Source organism: Saprospiraceae bacterium (assembly GCA_016715965.1).
Taxonomy (GTDB): Bacteria; Bacteroidota; Bacteroidia; order Chitinophagales; family Saprospiraceae; genus Vicinibacter.
Genome location: JADJXG010000001.1, coordinates 633,752 through 657,046, shown reverse-complemented (window position 1 = coordinate 657,046; position 23,295 = coordinate 633,752). Strand labels below are relative to the sequence as shown.

The 23,295-nt window shown below is 40.8% G+C and carries 19 protein-coding genes; 5 read left to right on the top strand and 14 right to left on the bottom strand.

Features of this window, described 5'->3' with window-relative positions:
• A complete protein-coding gene (locus tag IPM48_02465) occupies nt 1–2,313 on the bottom strand; it encodes an immune inhibitor A (protein ID MBK9270434.1) in 2,313 nt (770 codons plus the stop codon).
• A 49-nt stretch (nt 2,314–2,362) separates the two neighbouring features.
• On the opposite strand from IPM48_02465, the gene IPM48_02460 reads away from it, so the two are divergent.
• Nucleotides 2,363–2,977 (top strand): ribonuclease HII, encoded by a 615-nt coding sequence (locus tag IPM48_02460; GenBank protein MBK9270433.1) that lies wholly within the window; start codon nt 2,363–2,365, stop codon nt 2,975–2,977.
• Nucleotides 2,974–3,468, top strand: coding sequence for a hypothetical protein (locus IPM48_02455; GenBank protein MBK9270432.1), 495 nt, complete (start codon nt 2,974–2,976; stop codon nt 3,466–3,468). The genes IPM48_02460 and IPM48_02455 overlap by 4 nt, the downstream gene beginning before the upstream one ends.
• Here the strand turns inward: IPM48_02455 and IPM48_02450 are convergent.
• From IPM48_02450 to IPM48_02435, 4 genes are all read right to left on the bottom strand, one after another.
• Entirely contained in the window at nt 3,465–4,202 is a 738-nt protein-coding gene (locus IPM48_02450; GenBank protein MBK9270431.1) for a Bax inhibitor-1/YccA family protein, read from the bottom strand. The genes IPM48_02455 and IPM48_02450 overlap by 4 nt on opposite strands.
• A gap of 191 nt (nt 4,203–4,393) precedes the next feature.
• Nucleotides 4,394–5,671 (bottom strand): sodium:proton antiporter NhaD, encoded by a 1,278-nt coding sequence (gene nhaD / locus IPM48_02445; protein ID MBK9270430.1) that lies wholly within the window; start codon nt 5,669–5,671, stop codon nt 4,394–4,396.
• A 187-nt stretch (nt 5,672–5,858) separates the two neighbouring features.
• Entirely contained in the window at nt 5,859–6,266 is a 408-nt protein-coding gene (locus tag IPM48_02440) for a hypothetical protein (GenBank protein ID MBK9270429.1), read from the bottom strand.
• An 11-nt stretch (nt 6,267–6,277) separates the two neighbouring features.
• Entirely contained in the window at nt 6,278–7,117 is an 840-nt protein-coding gene (locus IPM48_02435; GenBank protein MBK9270428.1) for a universal stress protein, read from the bottom strand.
• Nucleotides 7,118–7,351: 234 nt separating this feature from the next.
• Here IPM48_02435 and IPM48_02430 point away from each other — a divergent pair, with 234 nt between their 5' ends.
• From IPM48_02430 to IPM48_02420, 3 genes are read left to right on the top strand one after another with little or no spacing between them, the layout of a single operon-like run.
• Entirely contained in the window at nt 7,352–7,798 is a 447-nt protein-coding gene (locus tag IPM48_02430; GenBank protein MBK9270427.1) for a hypothetical protein, read from the top strand.
• Nucleotides 7,798–7,968, top strand: coding sequence for a hypothetical protein (locus IPM48_02425; protein ID MBK9270426.1), 171 nt, complete (start codon nt 7,798–7,800; stop codon nt 7,966–7,968). Before IPM48_02430 ends, IPM48_02425 begins: the two co-directional genes overlap by 1 nt.
• Nucleotides 7,969–7,973: 5 nt before the next feature.
• Nucleotides 7,974–8,216, top strand: coding sequence for a hypothetical protein (locus tag IPM48_02420; protein MBK9270425.1), 243 nt, complete (start codon nt 7,974–7,976; stop codon nt 8,214–8,216).
• Between the two features lie 188 nt (nt 8,217–8,404).
• Here IPM48_02420 and IPM48_02415 read toward each other — a convergent pair whose 3' ends face one another.
• From IPM48_02415 to IPM48_02375, 9 genes are all read right to left on the bottom strand, one after another.
• Nucleotides 8,405–9,451, bottom strand: coding sequence for an NAD-dependent epimerase/dehydratase family protein (locus tag IPM48_02415; protein MBK9270424.1), 1,047 nt, complete (start codon nt 9,449–9,451; stop codon nt 8,405–8,407).
• A gap of 5 nt (nt 9,452–9,456) precedes the next feature.
• Nucleotides 9,457–10,407 (bottom strand): NAD-dependent epimerase/dehydratase family protein, encoded by a 951-nt coding sequence (locus tag IPM48_02410; protein ID MBK9270423.1) that lies wholly within the window; start codon nt 10,405–10,407, stop codon nt 9,457–9,459.
• Entirely contained in the window at nt 10,404–12,344 is a 1,941-nt protein-coding gene (gene asnB / locus IPM48_02405) for an asparagine synthase (glutamine-hydrolyzing) (protein MBK9270422.1), read from the bottom strand. Before asnB ends, IPM48_02410 begins: the two co-directional genes overlap by 4 nt.
• A gap of 98 nt (nt 12,345–12,442) precedes the next feature.
• On the bottom strand, nt 12,443–13,750 hold the full coding sequence (locus tag IPM48_02400; protein MBK9270421.1) for a glycosyltransferase family 1 protein: 1,308 nt from the start codon (nt 13,748–13,750) through the stop codon (nt 12,443–12,445).
• Nucleotides 13,751–13,851: 101 nt separating this feature from the next.
• On the bottom strand, nt 13,852–16,806 hold the full coding sequence (locus IPM48_02395) for a gliding motility-associated C-terminal domain-containing protein (GenBank protein ID MBK9270420.1): 2,955 nt from the start codon (nt 16,804–16,806) through the stop codon (nt 13,852–13,854).
• Complete coding sequence (locus IPM48_02390) at nt 16,803–18,023, bottom strand: glycosyltransferase family 2 protein (GenBank protein MBK9270419.1); 1,221 nt, start codon at nt 18,021–18,023, stop codon at nt 16,803–16,805. Before IPM48_02390 ends, IPM48_02395 begins: the two co-directional genes overlap by 4 nt.
• 9 nt (nt 18,024–18,032) lie before the next feature.
• The gene (gene wecB / locus IPM48_02385) at nt 18,033–19,073 is read right to left on the bottom strand and encodes a UDP-N-acetylglucosamine 2-epimerase (non-hydrolyzing) (protein ID MBK9270418.1); all 1,041 of its coding nucleotides are present in this window, start codon (nt 19,071–19,073) and stop codon (nt 18,033–18,035) included.
• 37 nt (nt 19,074–19,110) lie between these two features.
• The gene (locus tag IPM48_02380; GenBank protein ID MBK9270417.1) at nt 19,111–20,631 is read right to left on the bottom strand and encodes a polysaccharide biosynthesis C-terminal domain-containing protein; all 1,521 of its coding nucleotides are present in this window, start codon (nt 20,629–20,631) and stop codon (nt 19,111–19,113) included.
• Nucleotides 20,632–20,686: 55 nt separating this feature from the next.
• Entirely contained in the window at nt 20,687–23,155 is a 2,469-nt protein-coding gene (locus IPM48_02375; GenBank protein MBK9270416.1) for a YfhO family protein, read from the bottom strand.
• Nucleotides 23,156–23,295: the final 140 nt, after the last annotated feature.

Below are 23,295 nucleotides of genomic sequence, written 5' to 3'. Positions count from 1 at the left end.
TTATCGGATTGTCAATTTTTGGATCAGACTTTTTCCGTCTGATCGGATCAATTGTATAAAATAAAGTCCTGTATTTAACGCTGGAAGCTTGACGAGCAGCCCATTTTCACTTTGATTCTGCTTCCAAAGTTTAGACTTGTTTCCTCCCAAATCAATGAGAAAAATTTCATCTTCCGCATGGATATCACCGACAAGCTGGATGTGGTCTTCTGCAGGTTGCGGATAAATTTTAAGCGAAAATTCTTCAGGATGGATTTTATCTTCTGAAGAATTGATGAGGTCTGAATAGACCCGAATATCGTCGATGTAAAAACCATCCCGATCCTGTTCACTGTAATTGGTGGCGACAAACAACTGAAGGTATATTTTTTTGCCGAGCCATGGTTTTAGATCGAGCCATTCCGAAATCCAATCGCTTTGACGTCCCGTATAAACCGGTTTGTCCAAATCCTGAAAAGCCGATCCGAGCACAGTGTACTGACCGCATAAGGGAATAAAACTTACACCGTCTTCCGATATCTTGATCTGTGCGAAATCTACTTCTTTGTCCAGATCCCATTTGGCTCTAAAACTCAGTTTAGCATCTCTTGCAGTGGTCAAATCCAGAATATTTTTGGTCCGCATTTTAATTTCTCCGGAACCGATCACCATCGAATGAGGAGAATCAGTAAAACTAGAAGGCTCTGAAGTAAAACTTTCGCTGGTTGCCGCTAAAACTCCCCCAGATGAAATCCACTGATCGGTGTCCAGACAATCTTCTTCCCAGATGGGTCTTCCCAAATAAATTTTACTCAACTGAATTTGATGAATGTAATCACCGGTTTGCAAAGTCAGTTCAATGTTGATTTGATCACCATATTTTATTTGACTGGACAAAGTGAAGGGAATCTTCAATACGGTATGAGATCCAGCTCCGACATGAAATGCTGAAGGTAAATCCAGGGTAAAAAGATGGGCCTGATCAATGGAAGCAGATAATTTGATGGCCTGGTCTTCCAAACCGGTTCGGCTGATCAAAATCTCCAGATTGCCATCTCTTTCTTCCAATGCAGTCTGACCTAAATCTTTCATCTGGGCACAGGCACCTGCATTCCAGGCAGACATCAGGTTCATGTATTGGGTAGATTCATTGAGCCAGGTAATGTCTTTGCGATCCGGCCAAAATGCGTATCCCACTTCAGGCGTAAAAGAGAATATTCCAAGGGTTCCGTACATCCAATCGTCTGAGACACCGTTGACCTCGTAATTCAGGGTATTAAATGTGGTGCCTACTTTAAATTGATTGTAACGGGTGAGTTGTTGGGCAATCGCCATGTAGGCGGTTGAATCCCGTGTCGGCAGATTGCTGTATCCCCAGGGAACAATTAAAATATCTCCATGGGAGTGGTAATTCATGGCAATTTTAAATCGCCTGCTTTCGCAAAATGCTTTTACGGCCTGGGTTTCTATTTCAGAAAATGGATTGAGTCCTCTGAATACTTCCGAATCCACATCCGGAGATGAGCCGATGTCATTAATTCCCCATTGGTATCCGTAATTTCGATTGAGATCCACCCCAATTCCTTCGGTGAGGCTTTTTCGGTTTTTTCTCCAAAATCCATTTCCTCTTGGATTGGTCTCCTGATTGTAGTAATAACCATCCGGATTGACACAGGGTATAAAATACATGGCTCTGCTGTTGACCAACCTTTTGATTTCGGGATCCTTATTGTAGTTTTCAAGCAAATACCACATGTAAAAAAGCATCTGTGACATGCTCAGGGGTTCTCTGGCATGGTGCAGTGCAGTATAGAGAATTTCGGGTTCCTGCTCATCCAATTCCGGATTGTCAGAAATTTTGACGTAGTAAATAGGTCTGCCTTCCTGGGTCAGAAAATTGCCGATTCTCTTTTTGGAAAGCACGAGATGAGGATACAGCTCTGCCATCAAATCAAGGGACTCGTAAATCTCGACCAAGGTCGGAAAACCATTCATTGATCCAAAAGGATATTCGGCGGGCATCTTGAAAACAGGGGGATTTACCAAAAAGCTATCACAGGGATCAGCGGTTCTTGGTTCGATTAAAAGACGTGAAGGAACAATTTCTGGTACAAATCCATGCGCCAGCAGTTTTTCCATTTCTTCGTGGGTAAAGTCCCCTGTAAAGGTCTCGCCGGGTACATAAACACCGTGATCAAAGGCAAGTCCTGTTTTTTGAAGATCCAAAATGGTTTTTCCTTGCAGGGGAATCTTCAATTTATGCCAATGGGTCTGAGAGTGACCGAGCTTAAAAATCAATAAGAATACGGATAGCACCAGTAGTTGAGACCTCATCGGGATTGCGTAATTTTGCCCGGCAAAGATAGAATTTTTGGCGTTATAAGTGAATAAATTAAGATCATATTATAAAAAAAATCAATATGAAGCTGGTTGTGATGAAGCCGGACGAGGGTGCCTTGCCGGTCCGGTCGTTGCCGCTGCGGTCATATTGGATCCGGACAGACCCATTAAAAATTTGCAGGATAGTAAAAAACTAACTGAAAATCAAAGATTAAGCTTAAGGGATGAGATTTTGGAAAAGGCAAAATCCTGGTCCGTCCAAACTCAATCCCCACAGGAGATTGATCACTACAATATTCTCCAGGCCAGTCTTCGGGCAATGGCTCTTTGTGTTCAACAATTGTCTCCGATGCCCGCCTTGGTGCTAGTGGATGGAAACAAACCAATACCGATCAGCCACATTCCACAAATGGCCATTGTCAGGGGGGACGGCATCTATCAATCCATTGCTGCGGCTTCCATTCTGGCAAAAACTTACCGCGATGCCATCATGATTGACTTACATCGTGAATACGAAGGATATGGCTGGCATGAAAACAAGGGTTACCCCACCGCCTTTCACCGGGAGGCCATAAAGCTTTTTGGACTGAGTCCTCACCACCGGAGGTCATTCAAGTGTTTCGAATCCAATCCACAAGAAATTCATTTTCCAGTATGAACCAATCTTTATTGTTTGCTTTTCCGGTATTTGATATTACCATTGCCAGATACCTTGCTGCCAGAGGGGTGCATTACATTGGAATCGACCTTGATCAATTGGACGCATTGCAGACGGATCGTTTGATTGCTCAACTCAGAGAATGGACTTCAGGACCGTTGCTGGTCGGAATTTCCTGGGATTATGAAAAGGTTGAAATTTTTAGAAGTCATCAGACCCTGGATGAAGTAATCTACTGGGATAAAAATTCAAGCATCCAAATTTCTGATTTTAAAAAACCAAATGGTGAAGTCCAGACGGTGAAAATTGGCTCAGTGGCAGCTTCAGATAGCTATCAGGCTGAAAAAACTTTTTTACACATCCAGGATTTGAAGGATTCCAAAATACCGAATGACTGCCTCGGACTCCTGTTTAATCCCGGCCGCGAAACACAAACGGGGATATTTGATTTTGATGAATTGGATGCTTTTTTCGATCGATTGGAAGATTAATCTCTGCTCGAAATTTTAGACAGCAATCGAAGCATTTCAATGTAGAGCCAGATCAAAGTGACCCAGAGACCCATGGCTGCATACCATTCGTAATGTTTTGCCAATCCGCCTTGTTCACCTTTTTCAAAAAAATCAAAATCGAGCATCAAATTAAAAGCTGCAATTCCAACCACCAGAAGGCTAAATCCAATTCCAAATATTCCATTGCCATGGATAAATGGAACCTGAATGCTAAAAAAGCTTAATACCAAAGTGATCAGATATACGACTGCAATGGCTGCAGTTGCACCTATAATGATCGAGCGGAATGTTTGATTGACTTTTATAATCCCTGATTTAAACAAAAAAAGCATCAGAAAAAACAAGGCAATGGTCAGACTGGAGGCATGAAATACAATTCCATCATACATGGAAGCGTAAAAGTAGGAGATGGTTCCTATGAACAAACCTTCTAAAAGTGCATAAGTAGGAGCAATCCATGCGGACCACTGAGGCCTGAAGGCAGAAGCAATGACGCAAACCAGTCCTCCAATGGCTCCGGTCCACAGGAATATCATGTTGGGCATCATCCAGGCTATAGCTGCAGTTATCAACAGAAGTGCTCCCATGATGAGGGATTTATTGATCGCACCGGCTACGGTCATCCTTTCTGAAAGTTCGAGGGTCTTGTTTTGGCTGTTTTCAAGAATAGAAGGTCTGAGCATCGGGCTTGAGCCGGTACGGGTGGAAAACATGTTTTTGAGCGACATTTTATGTTCTTTTTAATTTAATAACAAAAGTAATCAATTTTGATCAGGGCAATTTCTTCCTCTGTATTTTCAAAATTCCATTGAACGCCATCATTGAACAATTTTTTAAAAAAACAAGTTCCATTAATTTGCCGGAATCCACGGATCCTGGACGATGTATACCGGGGACAATTGGACTATCCCCCGACCACCAAAAACCAAATACAACCTGTGATAAAGCCAAGGGCCGCCAGGCCTCCGATTTTTTTGAGGTACCAAATGAAATCGATGTTTTCCATTCCCATCGCGGCTACTCCGGCGGCAGATCCGATGATCAGCAAAGAGCCACCGGTGCCTGCGGAATAAGCGATAAAATGCCAAAATTCGTGGTCCTTGGGTAATTCAAACATACCCATAGAGCCGGCTACCAGCGGAACATTGTCTATGATGGCGGAGAGGACGCCTAAAACGATGGCTACATAGTCTTTATGACCAAGAAATGCATCGAGTTGCGTCGCCATACTGGCAAGAATTCCGACCGTATCTAAAGCAGCAACAGCTGTCAGAATCCCAAAGAAAAAAAGGATGCCGGGTATTTCAATCTTGGAAAGAGCATAGCGGGCAGTCAACTTGTATTTTTCTTCATGGGTAAAGGCTTCCACTTTGGTGTCCACGAATTCAGAAACCAGCCATACAATGGCGAGTGCGAGCATCATTCCTAAATAAGGAGGCAGATGGGTAAGGGTTTTGAAAACTGGAACGGAAAGAAAGGATAAAATTCCCACAATGAGCATGATTTTACTAGAGCCAAGTTTGGAGTGCTCCGAAGTGTCTTCCGCTGGCTGGACATTGCCTTTGAAATGATTTGTAAAAAGCAATCCGATAAAAAGAGGCACTAGAAGACAAAGGACGGAAGGAAAGAAAACATACTTGATCAATTCTTCGGTGCTCACTTTGCCACCGATCCAAAGCATGGTGGTTGTGACGTCGCCCAAAGGGGACCAAGCGCCACCCGCATTGGCAGCGATGATGATAAATCCGGCATACCATTTTCTTGCATCTGCACCGTGAATCAGTTTTCTGACCAGTGAAATCATCACAATGGTGGTGGTCAGATTGTCCAGCACCGCTGAAATGAAAAATGAAAGAAAGCTGATAAGAATTAATAAAGTACTTTTTTTATTGCTCTTTATTAATTCGGATAAAACATTAAATCCTTTGTGAGCATCAATCAATTCAACAATGGTCATCGCCCCAATCAGAAAGAGTAAAATTTGGGCAATTTCTCCAAGGTGATGTGCGACCAGCTCAGAAGGTTCAGAACCGGATTGAATGGTTTCATGATAGATTGCAACGATCACCCAGCAGATGACTCCGGTAAAAATGGCGGATACAGCCTTGTCAATTTTGAGGGGATGTTCCAGGATGATCATCAGATATCCCAAAACAAAAGTTATCATCATGGCTATCAACATACCTAAAATTTTAAATGAATTTTAAGAAGCACTTTGCCAAATGCACATAAACAAATCTGGCAAAATGAGGCCGCAAGTTATAAATTATCTCAATGATTCAAAAGGCATTTTGTCTGATGAAGACAGCCTTCAGATGTGATGTTGGGATTTTGGTGGCGGGTTGGTATGCAATAAAATGAGTGGAAGATCAGCTGAGATGTTCCCGGTTGTAAGCATCTTCATTTTCGCGAATGTCTCTTATAAAAGATTCAGCTTCCGAATTCTGTTTTCCCAAGGTCCAGTCGTCTGTTACGGTTGTTTCAATCCAAACGTTACCGGAACGTCTGAATACCTGAACATACAGTCCAAATTTATCCATCATGTCCTTTTCGAGTTGTGCCACTTTCGTTTCCTCTCCAAACGTTAATGCTCCTTCTGATTGGATCGTACGGCAATCTGCGATGGTTGTATTGGCAGGAATCATATTTTCCCTTTTCGATCCTGTGAATTTCTTGTGCGGTTTTGTGAAAAACTCGATTTTCAAATAAGGGAATATCTCTGAAAATTGTTTTTGTATTTCTGCGATGCTGAGATCGTCTTTAATGATTATTTTCATGGCGGTGCAGATTAATCTAATGATGAAAGCAAAGGAAGGTGTGAATGAAAAGCAAGTGTTTTTGCCTTACTGGTCTTAAACAGTGATTCTAAAAAATGGTACTTTCTTTTGACTGTAAAAATCAAATCGGCCGGATGCTGTGACAAATAATGTTCAATGGCATCCAGAAAATGCGGTGATTGGACAATGTTGTATCCTACATTGTGGAGTTGCTTTAACGAGGGGGCAAGAGAATCTGCGCATAATTTATCCTGAAAGTCAGGGAACTCGTCCACGCTGGGGGCAATGGTACAAACCCTCAGATTGGAGTTTAAGGATTCGACGGTTTCAACAAGAGGGCTTAATACATGATGGTCTTTAAAATCCTGTCCGTCGTAGAAAAACACAATGTGGTGAATTTCTTTGTATTTGCATTCAGATGGAATAATAAGGATGGGGTGTTCGTATTCAGCCATCACCCTGGTGGCGACACTTCCGATGATTTTTTCTTTGATGAATCCCTCTCCTTGCATACCCATGACAAGCAAGTTTGGTTTCAGGTCCCTGGCCAATAAGAGAATCTCCATGGTAGCTTCACCGTAACGAACGACTCCTGAGAGGGTCATGGCTTCATTCAATTGTGGTTTGTACTTTAGGATGAGGCTCTCCATTCTTTCCTGCCAGGCATTTTTTATTTGTTCAATTTCCTCCATACCGGGTACAAAGACAAAGGCATCTGCAGAGGCAACAGGAATCGAAAAAACATGGAGCAGCACAATTTGTGCAGAGTGAATTTTTCCGAATTCGATGGCATATTCCAAAGCATTTTCTGATGCCGGACTAAAATCAACAGGACAGAGAATTTTATACATAAGTCTGGGTAAAATACGCGGTGCAAGATAGGAACATTTGCCTTAGCCAAAAGTTGATGAAGATCAATGGAGGCTATGACTTTCATCAACCAGTCTAGAATAATATGCAATATATTGATATGGAATATTTTGAATATGTCAGGCCAGAAGAATGTTTGATCTTCCAAGGATTGTTTGTTCTGCTGGTAATTTTGTTGAGATCCTGTGTGCGATTTTGCGGACCTTTGCAGACCAATGTATCAGATAATAACAGGTACCGTGATCGTAAGCCTCATGCATGCGATTATTCCAAGTCATTGGATTCCTTTGTTGATGATTTCGAAAAATGCAAAATGGAGCAAGTCAGAGACGGTGAGGATTACTTTATTGACCGGTTTGGCCCATGTATTGAGTTCATTTTTACTGGGATTAATCCTGGGCTGGCTTGGATTCAGTCTTCAGACAAATTTTGGAGAAATCTTGCATTGGGCTGGACCGTTGGCTTTGATTTTGATGGGACTTTATTTCATCTATCGCCATCATACCCATCACCATTTTCACATCGATGACGATCTCACAGAACCTCCTATCCGCAAAAAGCAGGTGGTGCTTTCGCTGATGATGTTTATGATTCTGTCTCCATGTTTGGAGATTGAGGTACTCTTTTTGCAGCTGGTCAGCACGGACTTTGGTATTTATTGATGGTGGGATTGATTTATGCTCTGGTGACGCTCAGCGGTATGATGATTTGGATCCACATTGCCTGGAATGGATGGGAGCGGTTTAATCTACATAAAATTGAGCACAACGCCGGTTTAATCACGGGATGGACCATCGTGGCCATCGGTGTGTTGGGTTTTTTCTGGCATTGAATAGAATGGGTCAATTTGGAAATGTGAAAATGTGGAAATTTGGAGATGTGAAAATTTGGAAATTTGGAGATGTGGAAATGTGGAAATTTGGAGATGTGGAAATGTGGAAATTTGGAGATGTGGAAATGTGGAAATTTGGAGATGTGGAAATTTGGAGATGTGAAAATTTGGAAATTTGGAAATGTGGAAACCGCAGGGACGCTAAAGCGTTCCGAAACTCCGTGAAGGGTACGCATGCAGCGTACTAAATTCTGCTTCGACGCCATGTGAAAATATGGAAATTCAAGGTGAGGAGCGAAGTGACAACATGAAAATCACAGGTACGCATTTAGCGTGATAATCCCAACGAAATTACGCCAGTGTATTGAATTCTGTTTTTGGCTTTATTAAAATTAATATGTTTGACAATTTATCTTTGATTGGTAAAAGAGCCTTTCTATACCGTCAAATGACCCTTGTGTTTGTCCATGCATTTTTGGATAAACTCCATATTCGCTTCTGTCCATTGGATGGTTTTTCTCAAACCTTCCACCGCTTGTGTCTTTGCTTCAAAATGGAGTTGCTCTTTCGATTTTACGGTGCTGCCAAAACGCTTGATGGAAGTATCCCAATCTCTTTTTGGCAAAATCTCCAAATGAGAACTGCTTTCAGTTAAATCCAAAATCAATTCGGCCCATTCTTTGATGGTGGTTTCTTTCCCGCTGGCCAGGTTGTACACCTCACCTGCTGTGCCGAATTCTGCACAGGCGATCAACCCATAGACGATGTCCTCCACAAAAATAAAATCCCTCGAACCCGAACCTGCATTCTCCAGTTGCAAAGCCATCCCGTTGAGTGCTTTGTACACAAAAGTGGGTGTAACATTTCTCCACACCGTCGCCGGAGTTCCTCTCCATTGACCCGCTCCGAGCACTTCTCCCGGACCGTATACATTTTGAAAACGGGCTCTGACAATGGGAGTCTGATGTTGTTTGTGGTAATAAACGGCATAGAATTCTCCGACAATCTTTGAAATGCTGTAAGGGCTGTCCATTTTTAGAGAGACGATGTCCTCTTCCACGGTGGCACTTGCTTCTGTCACAAGTTTTTCTGCAACCGCACATCCTGCCGCAGAGTACACTATCTTTTGAACACGCGCATCATTTTTAAATTTATCAAATAATTTGATAGAGGTGATCAAATTGTTGTTGTGGTCTGCGATCGGATCGTGGATCGAACTCTGGTTGCCATGATAGGTAGCCAGATGAAAAATAAAATCCACTCCGACTTCGTACAATCGATGAAGGACTGCATCATCTGCAATTGAAGCCTGAATAAATTCCACATTGGCAATATCCCGAATGTTTTCTTTTTCAGAAGACAACAAATTGTCCACGACAAAAATTTGGGAGGGACTTTGTTGAGAAACCGCTCGTGTCAAATTGCTTCCAACGAATCCGGCACCACCGGCTATCAGGATTTTTTTGTTTTCAAATAGAGACATTTTCCTTAATCCATTTTCTTTAAGTGGGTAAATGTTTGCTCTATACCATATTTCTGATAGTATTGTATGGCCTGATCGACGCCATATTCAAGTGCGGTTTTTGCCTTCCAGTCAAAATGCTTTTCTGTTTTGGAAGGGTCGATCAAAATAGTAAAAACATCGTCCTCACCTCTTGGGCGAACTTCTACTTCTTTTTCCAATTGGATGCCCAGAGATTTGATGGTTGCATCAAACAATTCTTTGATGGAATAATCTGCTCCGGTGGCGATGTGGTAATATCCCTTTTCTCCCTTTCCTTCCAGGGCGCCAAGCACGACAGCGACCAAATCATCGATGTAAATAAAATCCCTGCGCGTGTCCATTACAAAGCAAGCTTTGCCGGTTGTCAGTCTTTGAAAAAAAGTAGGCAGGGGCCCGCTGATATTGCGCGGTCCATACGCGTTGGCCAATCTGAAAGAAAGAAATTCTAAGCCACTGAGTTCGATGTATTGTTCGCCGGAAGTTTTACTAATTGCGTAACTGCTTCCACCCGGATAGTCACCAGAAAAAAGTGGGTGTTTTAGAGTAATGGGTTGTTCCAGAGGTTTTAATCCATAGCACAGCGAAGTCTGAAAATAGATAAATCTTTTCACTTCATTTTTTTTGGCAGCTTCCACCACATGGATTGTACCCAAAATATTGGTGTTTACATCTTCAATCCAATTGTTGGGATCTTTGTAAGAAGCGGCTGCGTGAACCACCAGCTCCGGTTTAAATTCATCAAAACAGCGATGCACCAAACCTGCATCTGCGATGCTCCCTTCGATGATTTTCAAATTTGGATGAGGGCTGAGATTGTCTCTTCTTCCTGTCTGATAATTGTCAATGACCAATACATGGTCTCCCTTCGCCAGTAAGCGATCTGCAAGATGCGAACCGATGAATCCCGCACCACCTGTGATTAATATTTTTCTCATGATATCTTGATTTTATTTGATGTTGCAATATTTTGAATGGAATGGTTTTTATCGAGAAATTCACTTTGCCACAACTCAAGGCAAAGAAAGGCCCAAAGATTTCTGCCAAACCTGGTTTCGTTCTGGATTTTTTCCATCACCTTGCTGTTGTCTATATAAGAACGATGCTTGGATGCGGCGGTGCTAAACAAATCCAGGATGAATTCTCTGACCGGAGATTTTTTAGACCATTCCACCAAGGGTGTTGGAAATCCCATTTTGTCTTTTCTCTGAAGAATGGAATCTGGCAACAGAGGCTTCACAACTTTTTTGAAAATGTGTTTCATATCTCCATTTTCAAACTTGATATTGGAAGGAATGGTGGCAGCCAGTTCTACTATTTTGTGATCGAGCAGTGGAACCCTGGATTCCAATCCATGTGCCATGCTCATGCGATCTTCTACCTGGAGCAAGGCGGGCAGCAATGTTTTAAAATCGAAATGGGTCATCTGATCAAAATAGGATTGTTTGCCTACATTGTCACCATTAAATATTTTCTGAAAACTTTCAAATGGATGGTAATCTTCCAACAGTTCCCAACGAATGGCATCACCCAAATGAGGTGCTCGGTTGATCAGTCTAAAATACCGATGGTCCATTTCTTCAAATAGTCCATCTCTCCAAAACTCCTGCAGCATGGGCTTGTAATTGCGAAGGGAAATCAGATTGGGGATGATGGATTCGTAAGTAACGATGAAGTTACCATTGTTTTGAGTCCCATTGATGGCGGCTTTGATGCATTGCTCAAAATAAGCAATCAGATATCGGGTATATCCACCAAAAATTTCATCTCCTCCCTGACCTCCTAAAACTACTTTGCGGTATTTTGCAGCCAAGGAAGAAACCATGAATTGTGGAAATGAACCCGGACCTGCCACCGGAAAATCCAAATGATAAATCACCTTTTGGATTTGATCCGTAAAATCTTTTTCGACGATGTCAATTTGGTGCAGGCTAAAGTTCTTGGATCGCGCAAGATCCAATGCATAGGCACTTTCATCATAATCTGTGCCAAAGGAAAATTTTCCGGTAAATCCCAAAAATTCATCGGTCGATTCATCTGCGGCAATGGAGGCAATCGCACTGCTGTCGATACCACCGCTCACATAAGCACCAACAGGCACATCGGATCTGAGATGGTATTTTACAGATTCATGAAGCAGTTCGCGCAATTCGTTTTCAAAATAGTCCGAGGATTTTTCAAAATCAGGATGGTAATTGACTTCCCAATATCGTTTGAGTTCGACAGAATCTGGACGGATGGTCATTTGGTGGGCCGGAAGCAGTTCGCGGATATTTTTAAACAGCGTTTTTCCATCGAGGCAAAATTGGAAAGCCAGATAGTCTTTCAATCCCTCCCGATCTATTTCTACTTTTTCCACAAAGGGCAAAAGGGCTTTGCATTCAGAGCCAAAATAAATGGCCTCTTCCGTTTCTAAAAAATAGAGGGGCTTGATTCCGAAACGATCCCGCGCCAAAAACAATTCCTGTTTTTCGGCACTCCAAATGGCAAAAGCAAACATGCCTCGAAACCTTTGCAAGCATGCTTCTCCCCAATGCCGGTATGCAGCGACGATGACTTCGGTATCCGATTGCGTCCTAAATGGAAAATGACTCTTGAGTTCGTCTTTGAGCTCAAGGTAATTGTAGAGTTCGCCATTGTAGATGATGACTGTTTGACCATTGTCAAAAACCATGGGTTGATTTCCGGTGGCACTTGTATCAATAATAGACAATCGCCTATGTGTCAGTCCGATGCGGAGGTTTTCGGAAAAGTGATGGCCAAAACCATCGGGCCCCCTGTGACGGATGAGATGGTTCATGTGGCTCAATTCGAGTTGCATTCCCGACAGGTTCCGGCATAAGTGTTTTTGATATATTCCTGCAATACCGCACATGAGGCTCTGTAAAAGATATTAAAACGGGCGCAAAGATGCTCAAAATTGGCCGATTTTATTAGAATATTTGATCATATTTGGATCAGTCCGGACCTGGATCATCGGGTGGCAATGCTGCCAAAGAGCTTTTGTTCCAGTTTTTTAAACCAGGAAAAGCGATCCAGACCCAGAAACCATACGGCTCTTTTTGCCCATTCGGTGACCATGGCTTTGGAGTAAAGGAAGGGAGAATAGAGCCAGGGATATTGGTGAAAAAGCTTAAAAATCTGAGTGGCCGAAGCGTTTTGCCCGGACATTTCAGGTACTTTGAGATGGAGTTGAATTTGATGAAAGACGGTTTCGACAAAGCGGGGATAGGTATAAAGTCCCGAAGCGACGATGTCGGCATAGGCCCTTTCTGCTATTTTTTCACAGTATTCACGGTCATTTATTTTTTGAATGACCTCTTCCAGATTGGACCAGTCTTTGGCGATTGAAATGTAATGGACGCCGGATTGGAAGATGCCATTGTAATCACCTTCGATCAATACCTGGCAGGTTTTGCTCACGGCTGCTTCAAAATGTCGTGGTGAAAGCGCGTAATAGGGAAATTTTCCATCGAGCCCTGGAAAGCAATGGCTTTCGACCGTTTCAAAATCGGCATCGGGGAATTCCAGTTGATAATTTTCACAGCATTTTCGGATGCTGCCATCCGGATCGTGTAAACTGGATCCCCCCTCACATCCCAACATTGTCCTTGTACTTCCGACAAAGCGATACCAATCCTCGCCAAAAATAAACCGATTGGGATCATTGGACAGGTCGGTTTTTAAATGGCTGTTTTTTAGTTTTTCAGAAAATATTTCTGTGAGTCTCCATTTGTAAGTGCCAAAAGATCCAAGATTAAAAGGCATTTTGCGCGCACGGTAGGCTACATCGAGTGATCTTTGTTCGTGGGGGAGTGCATAATTGCTGTATTTGGAAATCATGTCTTCGTCGATGTATCCTGTGAGGACCGTATGATAATGTTGAATCCCTGTAAAAGCTGAAGGATAGACTGTTTGCCAGAGAGATTCCGGAAGACAGGTGAAGATTTCAGATACTCCAAATTCCTTCATAAAGTGGCAAAGACTTGTTGAATGAATGTATTCATCCTGTACCATTGCCGCTTTATAGATCTTGGTTTTTTTGAGTTTGGGCCAGGATTTAAATAAATGATCAAATGGTTTGTTGATGTTTGGCAGGAAAAAAGTAAAGTGAAAAAGGATGGCATTAAAGGTAGAATCATTTAATAAGGGAGGATCACCATAGGCAATATTCCAATACACTACCGGATGCTGTTCCTGCCGGCCAAAGGCCTGCAAATGCGCAGCTATGGCTTTTCTCTGTTGCCTTGGTTTTTGATGGTAGATGAGGAGGATGTGCATAAAAATAAAATGGATCGTAAAGTATGAAATAATTACCGCATTAGGCTAATGTTTCCTTTGAATAGAAAGGATTTTCCATTGTTGTATTTTCCATTGATGAGTTAGGCATAGACACCAACCATGCAATCTTTACCTTGTGAATTTCCATCCCAGGTTCCAGAAACCGAGTTGGATTTAAACACCATTCCTCCCCAACGGTCATATATTTCTATGTTCAAATTTGATACCCCATTGTGGTAAATTTTGCATTCATCATTGACTCCGTCTTGATTCGGACTGAATGCATTGGGAATGTATATCTGATAGCAATCTTTGGACATTACTCTGGCTTCGATTAAGCTATCACAATTATATTGATTTTTTAATTCTATGAAGTAAATACCCGATTGGGATATGATGCTATTACCAATTTTGATATTCTCTTCTTCACATATAAAAGTGTCAATCACATTGCTGGAACTTCGGTGTCTGTGAATTAAAATTTTAACAATACTGTCGCATCCGAAATGATTTGTATAATGTAATGTATGAGTACCTTCTGATGAATAATACCTTTTATCAATTAATATTGAATCATTGTCGCAAATAGAAAAATCTAACAGTGTATTTGATTCTTCAAGCTGTAATATTTGTGTATAAATAATAGAATCGCAATTTTCCGGTGTTGAAATGGTATCGGTATATATTCCTGACTGGAAATATTTATTTTCTCCAATATAAAAAGTGTCACCTGGGCAAAGTTGAATAGTTTGCTGACGCTGTCCGTAAGTTAACAGATGGATGCGGTATTCAACAATGGTGTCGCAAGTTTCAAATGAAAGAAGGGTGTCTTTGAATTGCGTTTCTTCTTTGTAATAGGTTCCATTTAGGAGAATGGAATCCCCAAGACAAATAGAGTAGGATCTTTGATCAAAATAATAATCATTTATATAGATTTTTAAGAAAATAAGACTATCACATCCATGAATATTTTGAAGGCCAATTTTATAATTTCCCTCGGTAAAGAATTTAAAATTGTCAACAACAATGGTATCTCCAATGCATATATTGTAATCCTGATTGGTGGTGTCAATGGATAATTCAAAAATATTAATATGGTAGATGGTATCACAAAAACCGTTGGTACTCAAAGTGTCAATAAAATGACCTGAATTGTAATACGTTTTATTTCCTATTGTGACAGAATCCCCCTGACACAAATCCAGGTTTATGATTCTCTGGCCATACGGCAACATTTGAATATTATTATTTACAATGGTATCACAATGGTCAATGGACGAAATGGTATCTACAAAACGGGTGCTGTTCTTATAAAAAACTCCATTGATCTCGATGGAATCGCCTTGACAAATGGTAAAATTTTGTTGCAGATAGTTAAAATCTCTCTGTTTCAAATCTAGGACAATAATACTGTCGCAACCAAATTTGTTGACGTCAGACAAGTAGTACAGGTCTGGTTTCGTAAAAGATTTACCACCAATGGTCAAAGTATCTCCTATACAAAGCAAATATTCTAATTTAGTAGAATCCGATAAGATTTCAGAAATTGAAATTTTGTGGATGGTGTCGCATACATTGGAAGAATATTGTGTGGTGTCATAATAGATTCCAGCCTTGGAATAATATTTTCCATTAAAAAAAATAGGAGTTCCCTGGCAAAAGAAGAGTGCTGTGTCATTTTCGAAGTACCTCGAATAATTGATTTGTTGAAAATTGATATTATTTTCCCGTTTGCAAATGAATTTATTGATCATTAAACAAGGCGATTGAATGGGTTCAAAAATCACATCAGCTTGACTGACAGTTGACGTAAATGTAAAACTATGATCCATTTCAGTTAATTGAATGGGTGTGAAATGGGCTGATACAGCTTGTCCATTGCACAAATCAAAATGATTGATATCCGTTTTATTGAAATATTGGAAATTCTTATTTTGGATTGTAGTGTAACCTGTTAAAAGAAGTTTATCAGAATATATTTCAATTCTTGGATACCTTAAATTTCCTGGTAAATATTTTGCAAAATCTATATTCCTATCAGAGTCATACTTTGCTATAAATAAACCCTTCCCCAAGTGGGTATAACTTTCAGAGCCTATCAGGTAGTAATTTCCATTTTTATATAATATATCGACAGGATTGCAATGCGCAGGACTTGAAAATTGTAATTTGTTGGAGGATACAATGTCACCCGATCCGTTTATCTCTACCATCAATCCTGCCATTTCATTTGGGAAAAGATTGGCACCTCTTAAATCATCACCATATCTTCCCATGACCATATATCTATCATTTTCCAAAGCTTCGATCGAAACGCCAAAGGCACCATAATTTGGTTCAGGTGCAAATCTTGGAGTGTATAATTTTGACCATTCAACGTAGCCAAATCTGTTTACTTTAAGCAGCCACAGTGAAAAAAGATTGGAAATTCGAGGTCCAGATCCTGAAAGGATAAATGAATTGTCCACTGTAGAAACAGAACAATAGGCAGAATAAAAATTGCGAATACTTAAGCTGATATTTTGTGAGTTGATTGTTTGGCCATTGTTGTCAAGGATCAAAGTGAAATAGGATTGTCCGGGTTTTTGGTAATTGGCCAGGCATCCAATAAAAATCTCGTTGAATTTATTAATACTCATAGCATTTAAATCAAAAGAAAATTGATTATAAAAAGATTTAGCCCAAATTATATCACCAACTATACTTAATTTAATGATTAGTATTTTATTGCCTTCTGCCGTCCCGGCTACAATCACTTCATGGTTGCTATTAAATGATACCATGAATAAATCAATTATTTTAATTGTCGATGGTTTGTAATGTTTTTCATGCGTAATATAAAAATTAGAATCTGAAATCGTTACTTTAAATCCTTCTGCTGTTTTATAAATGTGGATAAGGTTTTGATTTGAGTCAAGCAAGGTATTTAAAGCAATACAAGGGCCAAGATCTGGATTGGCATATTCAAGTGGAAAGTAACCTTCGGTAATATTTTGAGAATGGGCTCTCAAAAGAAGTAAATGAAAAATAATCAGTATTTTAAAATTAAACTTCATTTGGTCTTCGAACTTGAAGAAAACATTTTAAATTCGTTTGCCAAATTCAAGTTGGCTTCTGTGATATTCTCATATTCTGTATTTACTTCTTTGTGTTTTAGAATGGATTTTACTAAACCGGAATTTGTTTCGGAATATATTTTTATTCGAAGTTTATTAAGAAGATATCTCCAATACAAGAAAATTGCAATGGGATAACTTACAAGAAAAAAATACAATCTAAATTTGATATTCTGAGCTTGTATCGCTTTATAGAACAAATTCATCTGTTTATTTTTGGTTTCGGGATTATTCCATTTTACTTTCAATAAATCAAATAGCATTGTTCGGTATAAATTTGTCATGTTAATGTTTGCAGGGATGTCTAATTTGAAAAGGCTGAACAAGTAGTCACCTGCAACATGGTTTTGTTGGCTTGTATAGAGACCTTTTATTGGAAAGTACGTGTTGACATTTGAGTGTTGATCTGCATCATTAAAAAAAGCAAAGGCTTTATCCGGATAGATAGAACATAGCATTCCATTTGAATCTCCGCTAATAAAAGCGCATTGGAGTGGTGCTGTAATTTCAATCGCTTTACGGGCTCTCGACAATACAATCATTCTTGTGGTATAGTCAGGGGCATACTTAAGAAAGAATTCTTTCTTTTCTACCAAATCTGCTATTAATTTCCTTCTGACCACTCCAAAAAGTATTTTACCTCTGAAATAGTGGGGCATATCATGGCTGCGGTGTTTTCTAAATTCCAATAAGTATTTTATTTCTTCTTTTGGGTCAAATATCTTAAATTCATTGGTTTGATAAACTATCCTCAAGAAACCAGGTGAACTTGAAATGTTATTTTTTGATCTTGGATAGAAATGTGCTTCGCTCCAATTGATAAGATCATATTCCTCCTTATTTAATAAGTCATTGCAAATATTAAGACAGGAAGGTATTAAAGTTGTCTTATCCGTTAATACGGTCACATAATCACCGGTGGCTTTTGAAAGACCGAAGGTAAAATTATCCGCCATGGCCAATTGACCACCCGTCCAGTGGTATTTGATTCTCTCATCTTTTTTGTATTGATTAAAAATATTTTCCGCAGATTTTCCGGGGTCATTGTCAGAAATAATTAATTCCCAATCCTGGAATTCCTGAAGAAGAATAGACCGGATACCTTCTTTCAATAATTCTGGTCGATTTCTGGTGGGATATACAATACTGAATTTCATTGTGTTCTTTTATATGAATGCCGAACAAATCCTCTCCACAATCTCATCTGCTCCACGTCCATCACCATAAATACCTTCTATATATGAGCCCGGTACCGACTCAACCGCTGCCTTTAGTCTGTCCAGGTCTTCCCAGATTAATTGGTTCCAGCCTCCCCGGAGAGTCTCCGTCCATTCCGTTTCACTTCTTAGGGTGATGCATTTTTTACGGAGAATGTAGGCCTCTTTTTGAATGCCTCCGCTGTCTGTAATAATACATTTCGATTGGTGCATTGCATTCAAATTGTCAAAATAAGACAGGGGCTCTTCAATTTGCAGCTTGGGCCAGTTTTTTTGATGGTTTTCGCTGCTTAATCTCTGGCGACTTCTTGGGTGGGCAAAAAACTTCACCGGAATGGACAGATCTTGCAAGGCATCCAGAATTTGATATAGTCTATCCAGATCATCTGTATTATAGGGTCTGTGCAAAGTCATGTAGATAAAATTCTCAGAAGAATCCTTTAGTATATTTCGCTCCTTTGCAATGCGGATCATATCACACATGACATCCCCCGTTTTATAGACTCCTTGGGTAATGCCCTCGGTTTTCAAATTGGCAATGGCCGTATCCGTAGGTGCAAACAAAATGGAAGAAAGATGATCTGTCATTAATCGGTTGATTTCTTCCGGCATGCTTCGATTGAAACTTCTCAGACCTGCTTCAATGTGTATGACCGGTATGTTTAATTTTGCAGCAGACAAAGCACCAGCCAATGTAGAGTTCGTGTCTCCATACACCAAAACCATGTCTGGATTTTCAGCCATCAATATTTTTTCAATCTCCATCAACATTTTTCCGGTCATCTCACCATGCGTACCTCCTCCTGCTTGCAAAATATGATCCGGTTGGCTGATTCCAAGCTCTTCAAAAAAGACCTGACTCATTTTATAATCATAGTGTTGACCGGTATGAATGGTCTTTAATTCAAATTTGCCTTTAGATGCCAATTCGATGGGAGCATGTTTGATAAATTGTGGTCTTGCACCAATGATGGCATATACTTTCTTCATGAGGCTGTATTCATTTTGTCCATTCATTTTAATTTTATTACTTGATGATCGGTTTTCTAAATTTACTTTTAATCACTTCAAAAAATATCCGAATGTCATCGGAGGGTTTGATCCAATAGAGCAATGTCATAAAGATAATGCTCCAGATTCCTGATTTAATGAATAAATTGATGACAATAAAACTGTGGGTGTGGCCTTCAATCCTGATGTTGGCAAAATAAGTCAGCAGCGCACTGAGCAACAAAGCAAGGACGAGCAATAGGATGCTAAGCACGGTTGATCTTGTAAAGGGTTGTATGTTCAATTTAACTTTTACGAAAACAAATCTGGCCACATTGTAAATGATCAGGCAAATCAGACCTGAAATCGCCGCACCCTGCAAACCCATGGATGATATAAAATAATAATTGCTGATCACACAGATGACGGCGACCGCCAGCTGTAAATAGAAATTGAAACGATAGTATTTTGAATATGCGATGATCTCTGCATTACAACCGGAGATCATGCCCAATAGCTTTCCCACACCAAAAAAAAGAATAATCGAAAATGAAGCCTCATATCCTTGACTTGGAGGCAGTAGTCTGATAAAATCTTCAAAGCATAGTACGATTCCTCCCAAAATAAAGGATCCGATGATAAAATGATTGGTGGAAGTCTTTTGGTAATACTCAAGAACCTGAGTCCAGTCTTTTTGTCGGATGGCTTTTGCCAACAACGGGCTTACCACCGCGATGATGGCCAGGTATGGTGCAGTCATGATGGTGATCAAATAATACCCAATGGAAAACACGGCGACATCTTCTTGTCCGCTGAGTGAGCCGAGCATAAGGGTGTCAATGTAACTGATGAGGGTTCCAAGGCTGTTACCCAACAAACCCATGCCGCCAAACACCAACAATTTTTTATAAACCCGTCTGGTAAGCGGACTAATTTTGAAAGACAAATGCAGTTTTTTCAAATACACAATATAGCCCCAAATCAATGCCACCATCAGGATCAGTAAGCCAGTAAACAAGGTGAAATAAGTAGAAAAATCAATCCACTCCAAAGCAAATGCTACAATGAGAAAGGTATTGCCAATTCTGGGCACGAGTTCATTGATGGCACGCGGCACCACAGTTTTCAAATGGACCGCACAGTAATAACTGCCCAATCCATTGTAAAGGGTGAAGAAGGTGGCCAGAAAAATCAGATGCTCATAATCTTGTAGTGCGGGACATTCCGCATAAAAACCGGAGAAGATCCAATCGCGAAAAAAATAACTGATTCCTCCTACCAGGGTAAACCCAGCTGCAGTGATCAACAAAAGAATCCACAACAAATCTTCAGCTCCTTGTTTTTTGTAAAACGGAAAAAAGCGATAGGTGATTCCCGAAGCACCCATTTCTGAAAACTGGCTCAACAACAAGGCCAGGGTCAGGATGGTCCGTGTCATCCCGATTTGTTCTTTGGTAAAAAATTGTGGCATGAGCAACACAAGGTTGATCAGACCGATGAGCATGGCGGTATAAATTAAAATGGTCGATCTGACACTTTGTGCCCTGATGATACCCATGGCTAAAATGTTTTCAGATAATGTATGCAGATTGCCGGAACAGAATCCAGACAAATCATGCAGAAGGTTTTCGTTTTTTGTACCATAGGGTCAATCCCAATACCAGCAGCATAATTCCGGATCCAATAAAACTGAGCAATTCACCAATTGTATAGGAGGTGGGTTTGAACTCTAAAATGATTTTATGATTGCCGGCCGGTACGCTGATTCCCCTTAAGGCATAATTTACCCTAAACAGTTCGGCTGGCTTGCCATCAATGCTTGCAGTCCAGCCGAGGTTCGGTCCATACCAAATTTCAGAGAGGACCGCCAGTTGATCCGAACCCGAATTGCTATTGTATTCCAGTTTGTTGGGTTCGTAGGATTGGAGAGATATTTCTCCCTGGCCGTCACCGGCTTGTCCAGCCATTGACTCCCATTCTTTGTGGATCACTGCAGTGGATTTTAGATTTTGATTTCGCAATGCTCCGATTTCTTCATCTGCCGTATTCACCCAGTGGATGTTAGAAGCAAACCATGCAGATCCATTGGCCGCAGAATTGGGAAGCACGATTTCTTTTCCTCTTTCACCCAGGATAAAATATTTTGTATTGAGCATATTGTACACCTGAAGTTGATTCATTCCTTTTACAAAATTGCTGTCGTTCGGATCGCCATTAAAATTTTGCAAGACTGATTGCAACATTTTACTTTCCTCATCAAGGCAGCGATCGATCAGATCCTGATACCTTCTGAGTTTGGCCGGATGATAACCGCCTACCATGTGGTGGAAATACGAAGGCATTGCGTTGTTGTAAGGATCATTGGTGAGATCCATGACACGATAACCCTTTGTTTGATCCTGCATAATTTGTTGGTCCACGGGTCTTGGATTATGGACACTGCTTTTGGCGGATGCCTTTACAAAATCAGAATGGCTGAGATATCTTTGGTTGATACTTAGAATATCAAATAAGCTGAGGATGCCAATGGACATTAAAAAAACGATGGGTTTAATTTTTGAACGATCATAGAAATAAAGGATCGCGGCGGCTATGAGTACAAAGATCAATCCGCGCATGGCGTCAGCCGACATCATGGCTTTGCGCAATCCTACCAGAATGGCAGTCTCCTGTGTTTCCAGTCCGCCTGACATGTCAAAAAAACCAGGCCCCAGAATCCAGAAAAAGGAACAAAAAGCAGAGAGAATTCCGGTGCTGTACAAAAGACTTTTGCGCAATTTTTCTTTGACAAAATCACCGGTATACAATTTGCTGATGGTGAAGATCGAAAAAATGGAACACAAGACACCCGCGACGGTCAGAATGGAACTTGGGGCCCTGAATTTATTGTAATAGGGAAGGTAATCAAACAAAATCCGGTTAAAGATCTCAAAGTGCTTACCCAAAGACATCAGGCACAATAATAAGGTCGCTGTACCCAACCACCATTTGATCGGATGATCCAGTAAGAACAAACCCAATAAAAAGAAAAGGACCACCACGATGCCGAAATAGAAAGGTCCACCGGTAAAAGGCAGGGCTCCCCAGTAAGTGGGGACCCTCATATTGGCTTGTACAGGAATTTTCTGTTTGCGCAATTCAGATTTCAAAGCATTGTTGCCTTTGACTTTTTCTCCATTGGCTCCCCCAGCGACTCCGGGGATGATGGTGGCGCAAAGATCCAGCCATCCATTGCTCCAGGCGGTGGCATAGTCCCACTCCAGACCCGATTTATTGCTTGTATTTCCAGTATTTGAAGTGGATAAAACAGAACCTCCCCGCATGGTTTGTCCTACGTATTCCTGAGTGGTTAAGAGGGTAGTGGACGAAGCCATCAGACCCAGAAAGGCAGCCACTCCCAGTAAGACATGGACTATGATAAATTGCTTCCATTGCCCGCTTTTAAAGGTTTGGATGAGATGGAGAATGGCCATTGGAATCAGACCAATCATCAGGTAATAGCTCATCTGGACGTGGTTGTTCATGATTTGCATCCCAAATCCAAAGGCAAACACCGGGATTCCCCACCAAAGATTACCCTTGTAGCTCCACCACAATCCCGACATGGTTAAAGCGGCATAAGAGATCACCATTAATTTGGTCATGTGACCCGCTTCTACCAGGAGCATATTTCCTGTACTCAGCGCGATCACCACAGCGCCCAATCCTGCAATGTAGTTTTGAATACCAAAGAGGAGCAGACCCAGATAACTAAATAGCATGATCCCAAAAAAAACATTGAGGGGTGATTTACCAAGAGCAAGTGGGATTGCTTGTAAATATCGTAGAAGATTCCCTTTAGGGGTCAGGATGGTTTGATACAGAGGCATTCCACCGAACATGCTGTTTGACCAGAGGGCAGGATCGCTGTGGTTTTCGTTGTATTGTATGGCTTCTTGCGCCATTCCTTCCCAGGACTGGATATCAGACTGGATGATGGTCTTGCCTTGCATCACGGGCAGGAAGTAAAGAACGGAGACCATCCAAAGTGCGACGATGGTGATCAGATGCGGGGTTATTTGTTTTAAATCAATATTTTTCATATATAAATATTCTATATATATATACCACAAAAGTAAGGAGATTTTGATAATTGAAATTAAATAAGCGGAGTTGGATAGCTTTGGACCTATGCCAAACCAATCGATTTATGCAAAATAAACATAAAGGTATTAAATTGGTA

Excerpts from the sequence above, each read along its gene's own strand:
- IPM48_02435 (MBK9270428.1), bottom strand. The coding sequence starts at position 7,117 with ATGTATAAAATTCTCTGTCCTGTTGATTTTAGTCCGGCATCAGAAAAT.
- nhaD (MBK9270430.1), bottom strand. The coding sequence starts at position 5,671 with ATGTTGATAGCCATGATGATAACTTTTGTTTTGGGATATCTGATGATC.
- IPM48_02375 (MBK9270416.1), bottom strand. The coding sequence starts at position 23,155 with ATGAAAAATATTGATTTAAAACAAATAACCCCGCATCTGATCACCATC.
- wecB (MBK9270418.1), bottom strand. The coding sequence starts at position 19,073 with ATGAAGAAAGTATATGCCATCATTGGTGCAAGACCACAATTTATCAAA.
- IPM48_02390 (MBK9270419.1), bottom strand. The coding sequence starts at position 18,023 with ATGAAATTCAGTATTGTATATCCCACCAGAAATCGACCAGAATTATTG.
- IPM48_02455 (MBK9270432.1), top strand. The coding sequence starts at position 2,974 with ATGAACCAATCTTTATTGTTTGCTTTTCCGGTATTTGATATTACCATT.
- IPM48_02395 (MBK9270420.1), bottom strand. The coding sequence starts at position 16,806 with ATGAAGTTTAATTTTAAAATACTGATTATTTTTCATTTACTTCTTTTG.
- IPM48_02450 (MBK9270431.1), bottom strand. The coding sequence starts at position 4,202 with ATGTTTTCCACCCGTACCGGCTCAAGCCCGATGCTCAGACCTTCTATT.
- IPM48_02415 (MBK9270424.1), bottom strand. The coding sequence starts at position 9,451 with ATGTCTCTATTTGAAAACAAAAAAATCCTGATAGCCGGTGGTGCCGGA.
- IPM48_02440 (MBK9270429.1), bottom strand. The coding sequence starts at position 6,266 with ATGAAAATAATCATTAAAGACGATCTCAGCATCGCAGAAATACAAAAA.
- IPM48_02420 (MBK9270425.1), top strand. The coding sequence starts at position 7,974 with ATGGGTCAATTTGGAAATGTGAAAATGTGGAAATTTGGAGATGTGAAA.
- IPM48_02425 (MBK9270426.1), top strand. The coding sequence starts at position 7,798 with ATGGTGGGATTGATTTATGCTCTGGTGACGCTCAGCGGTATGATGATT.
- IPM48_02400 (MBK9270421.1), bottom strand. The coding sequence starts at position 13,750 with ATGCACATCCTCCTCATCTACCATCAAAAACCAAGGCAACAGAGAAAA.
- IPM48_02410 (MBK9270423.1), bottom strand. The coding sequence starts at position 10,407 with ATGAGAAAAATATTAATCACAGGTGGTGCGGGATTCATCGGTTCGCAT.
- IPM48_02465 (MBK9270434.1), bottom strand. The coding sequence starts at position 2,313 with ATGAGGTCTCAACTACTGGTGCTATCCGTATTCTTATTGATTTTTAAG.
- IPM48_02430 (MBK9270427.1), top strand. The coding sequence starts at position 7,352 with ATGTATCAGATAATAACAGGTACCGTGATCGTAAGCCTCATGCATGCG.
- IPM48_02380 (MBK9270417.1), bottom strand. The coding sequence starts at position 20,631 with ATGGGTATCATCAGGGCACAAAGTGTCAGATCGACCATTTTAATTTAT.
- asnB (MBK9270422.1), bottom strand. The coding sequence starts at position 12,344 with ATGTGCGGTATTGCAGGAATATATCAAAAACACTTATGCCGGAACCTG.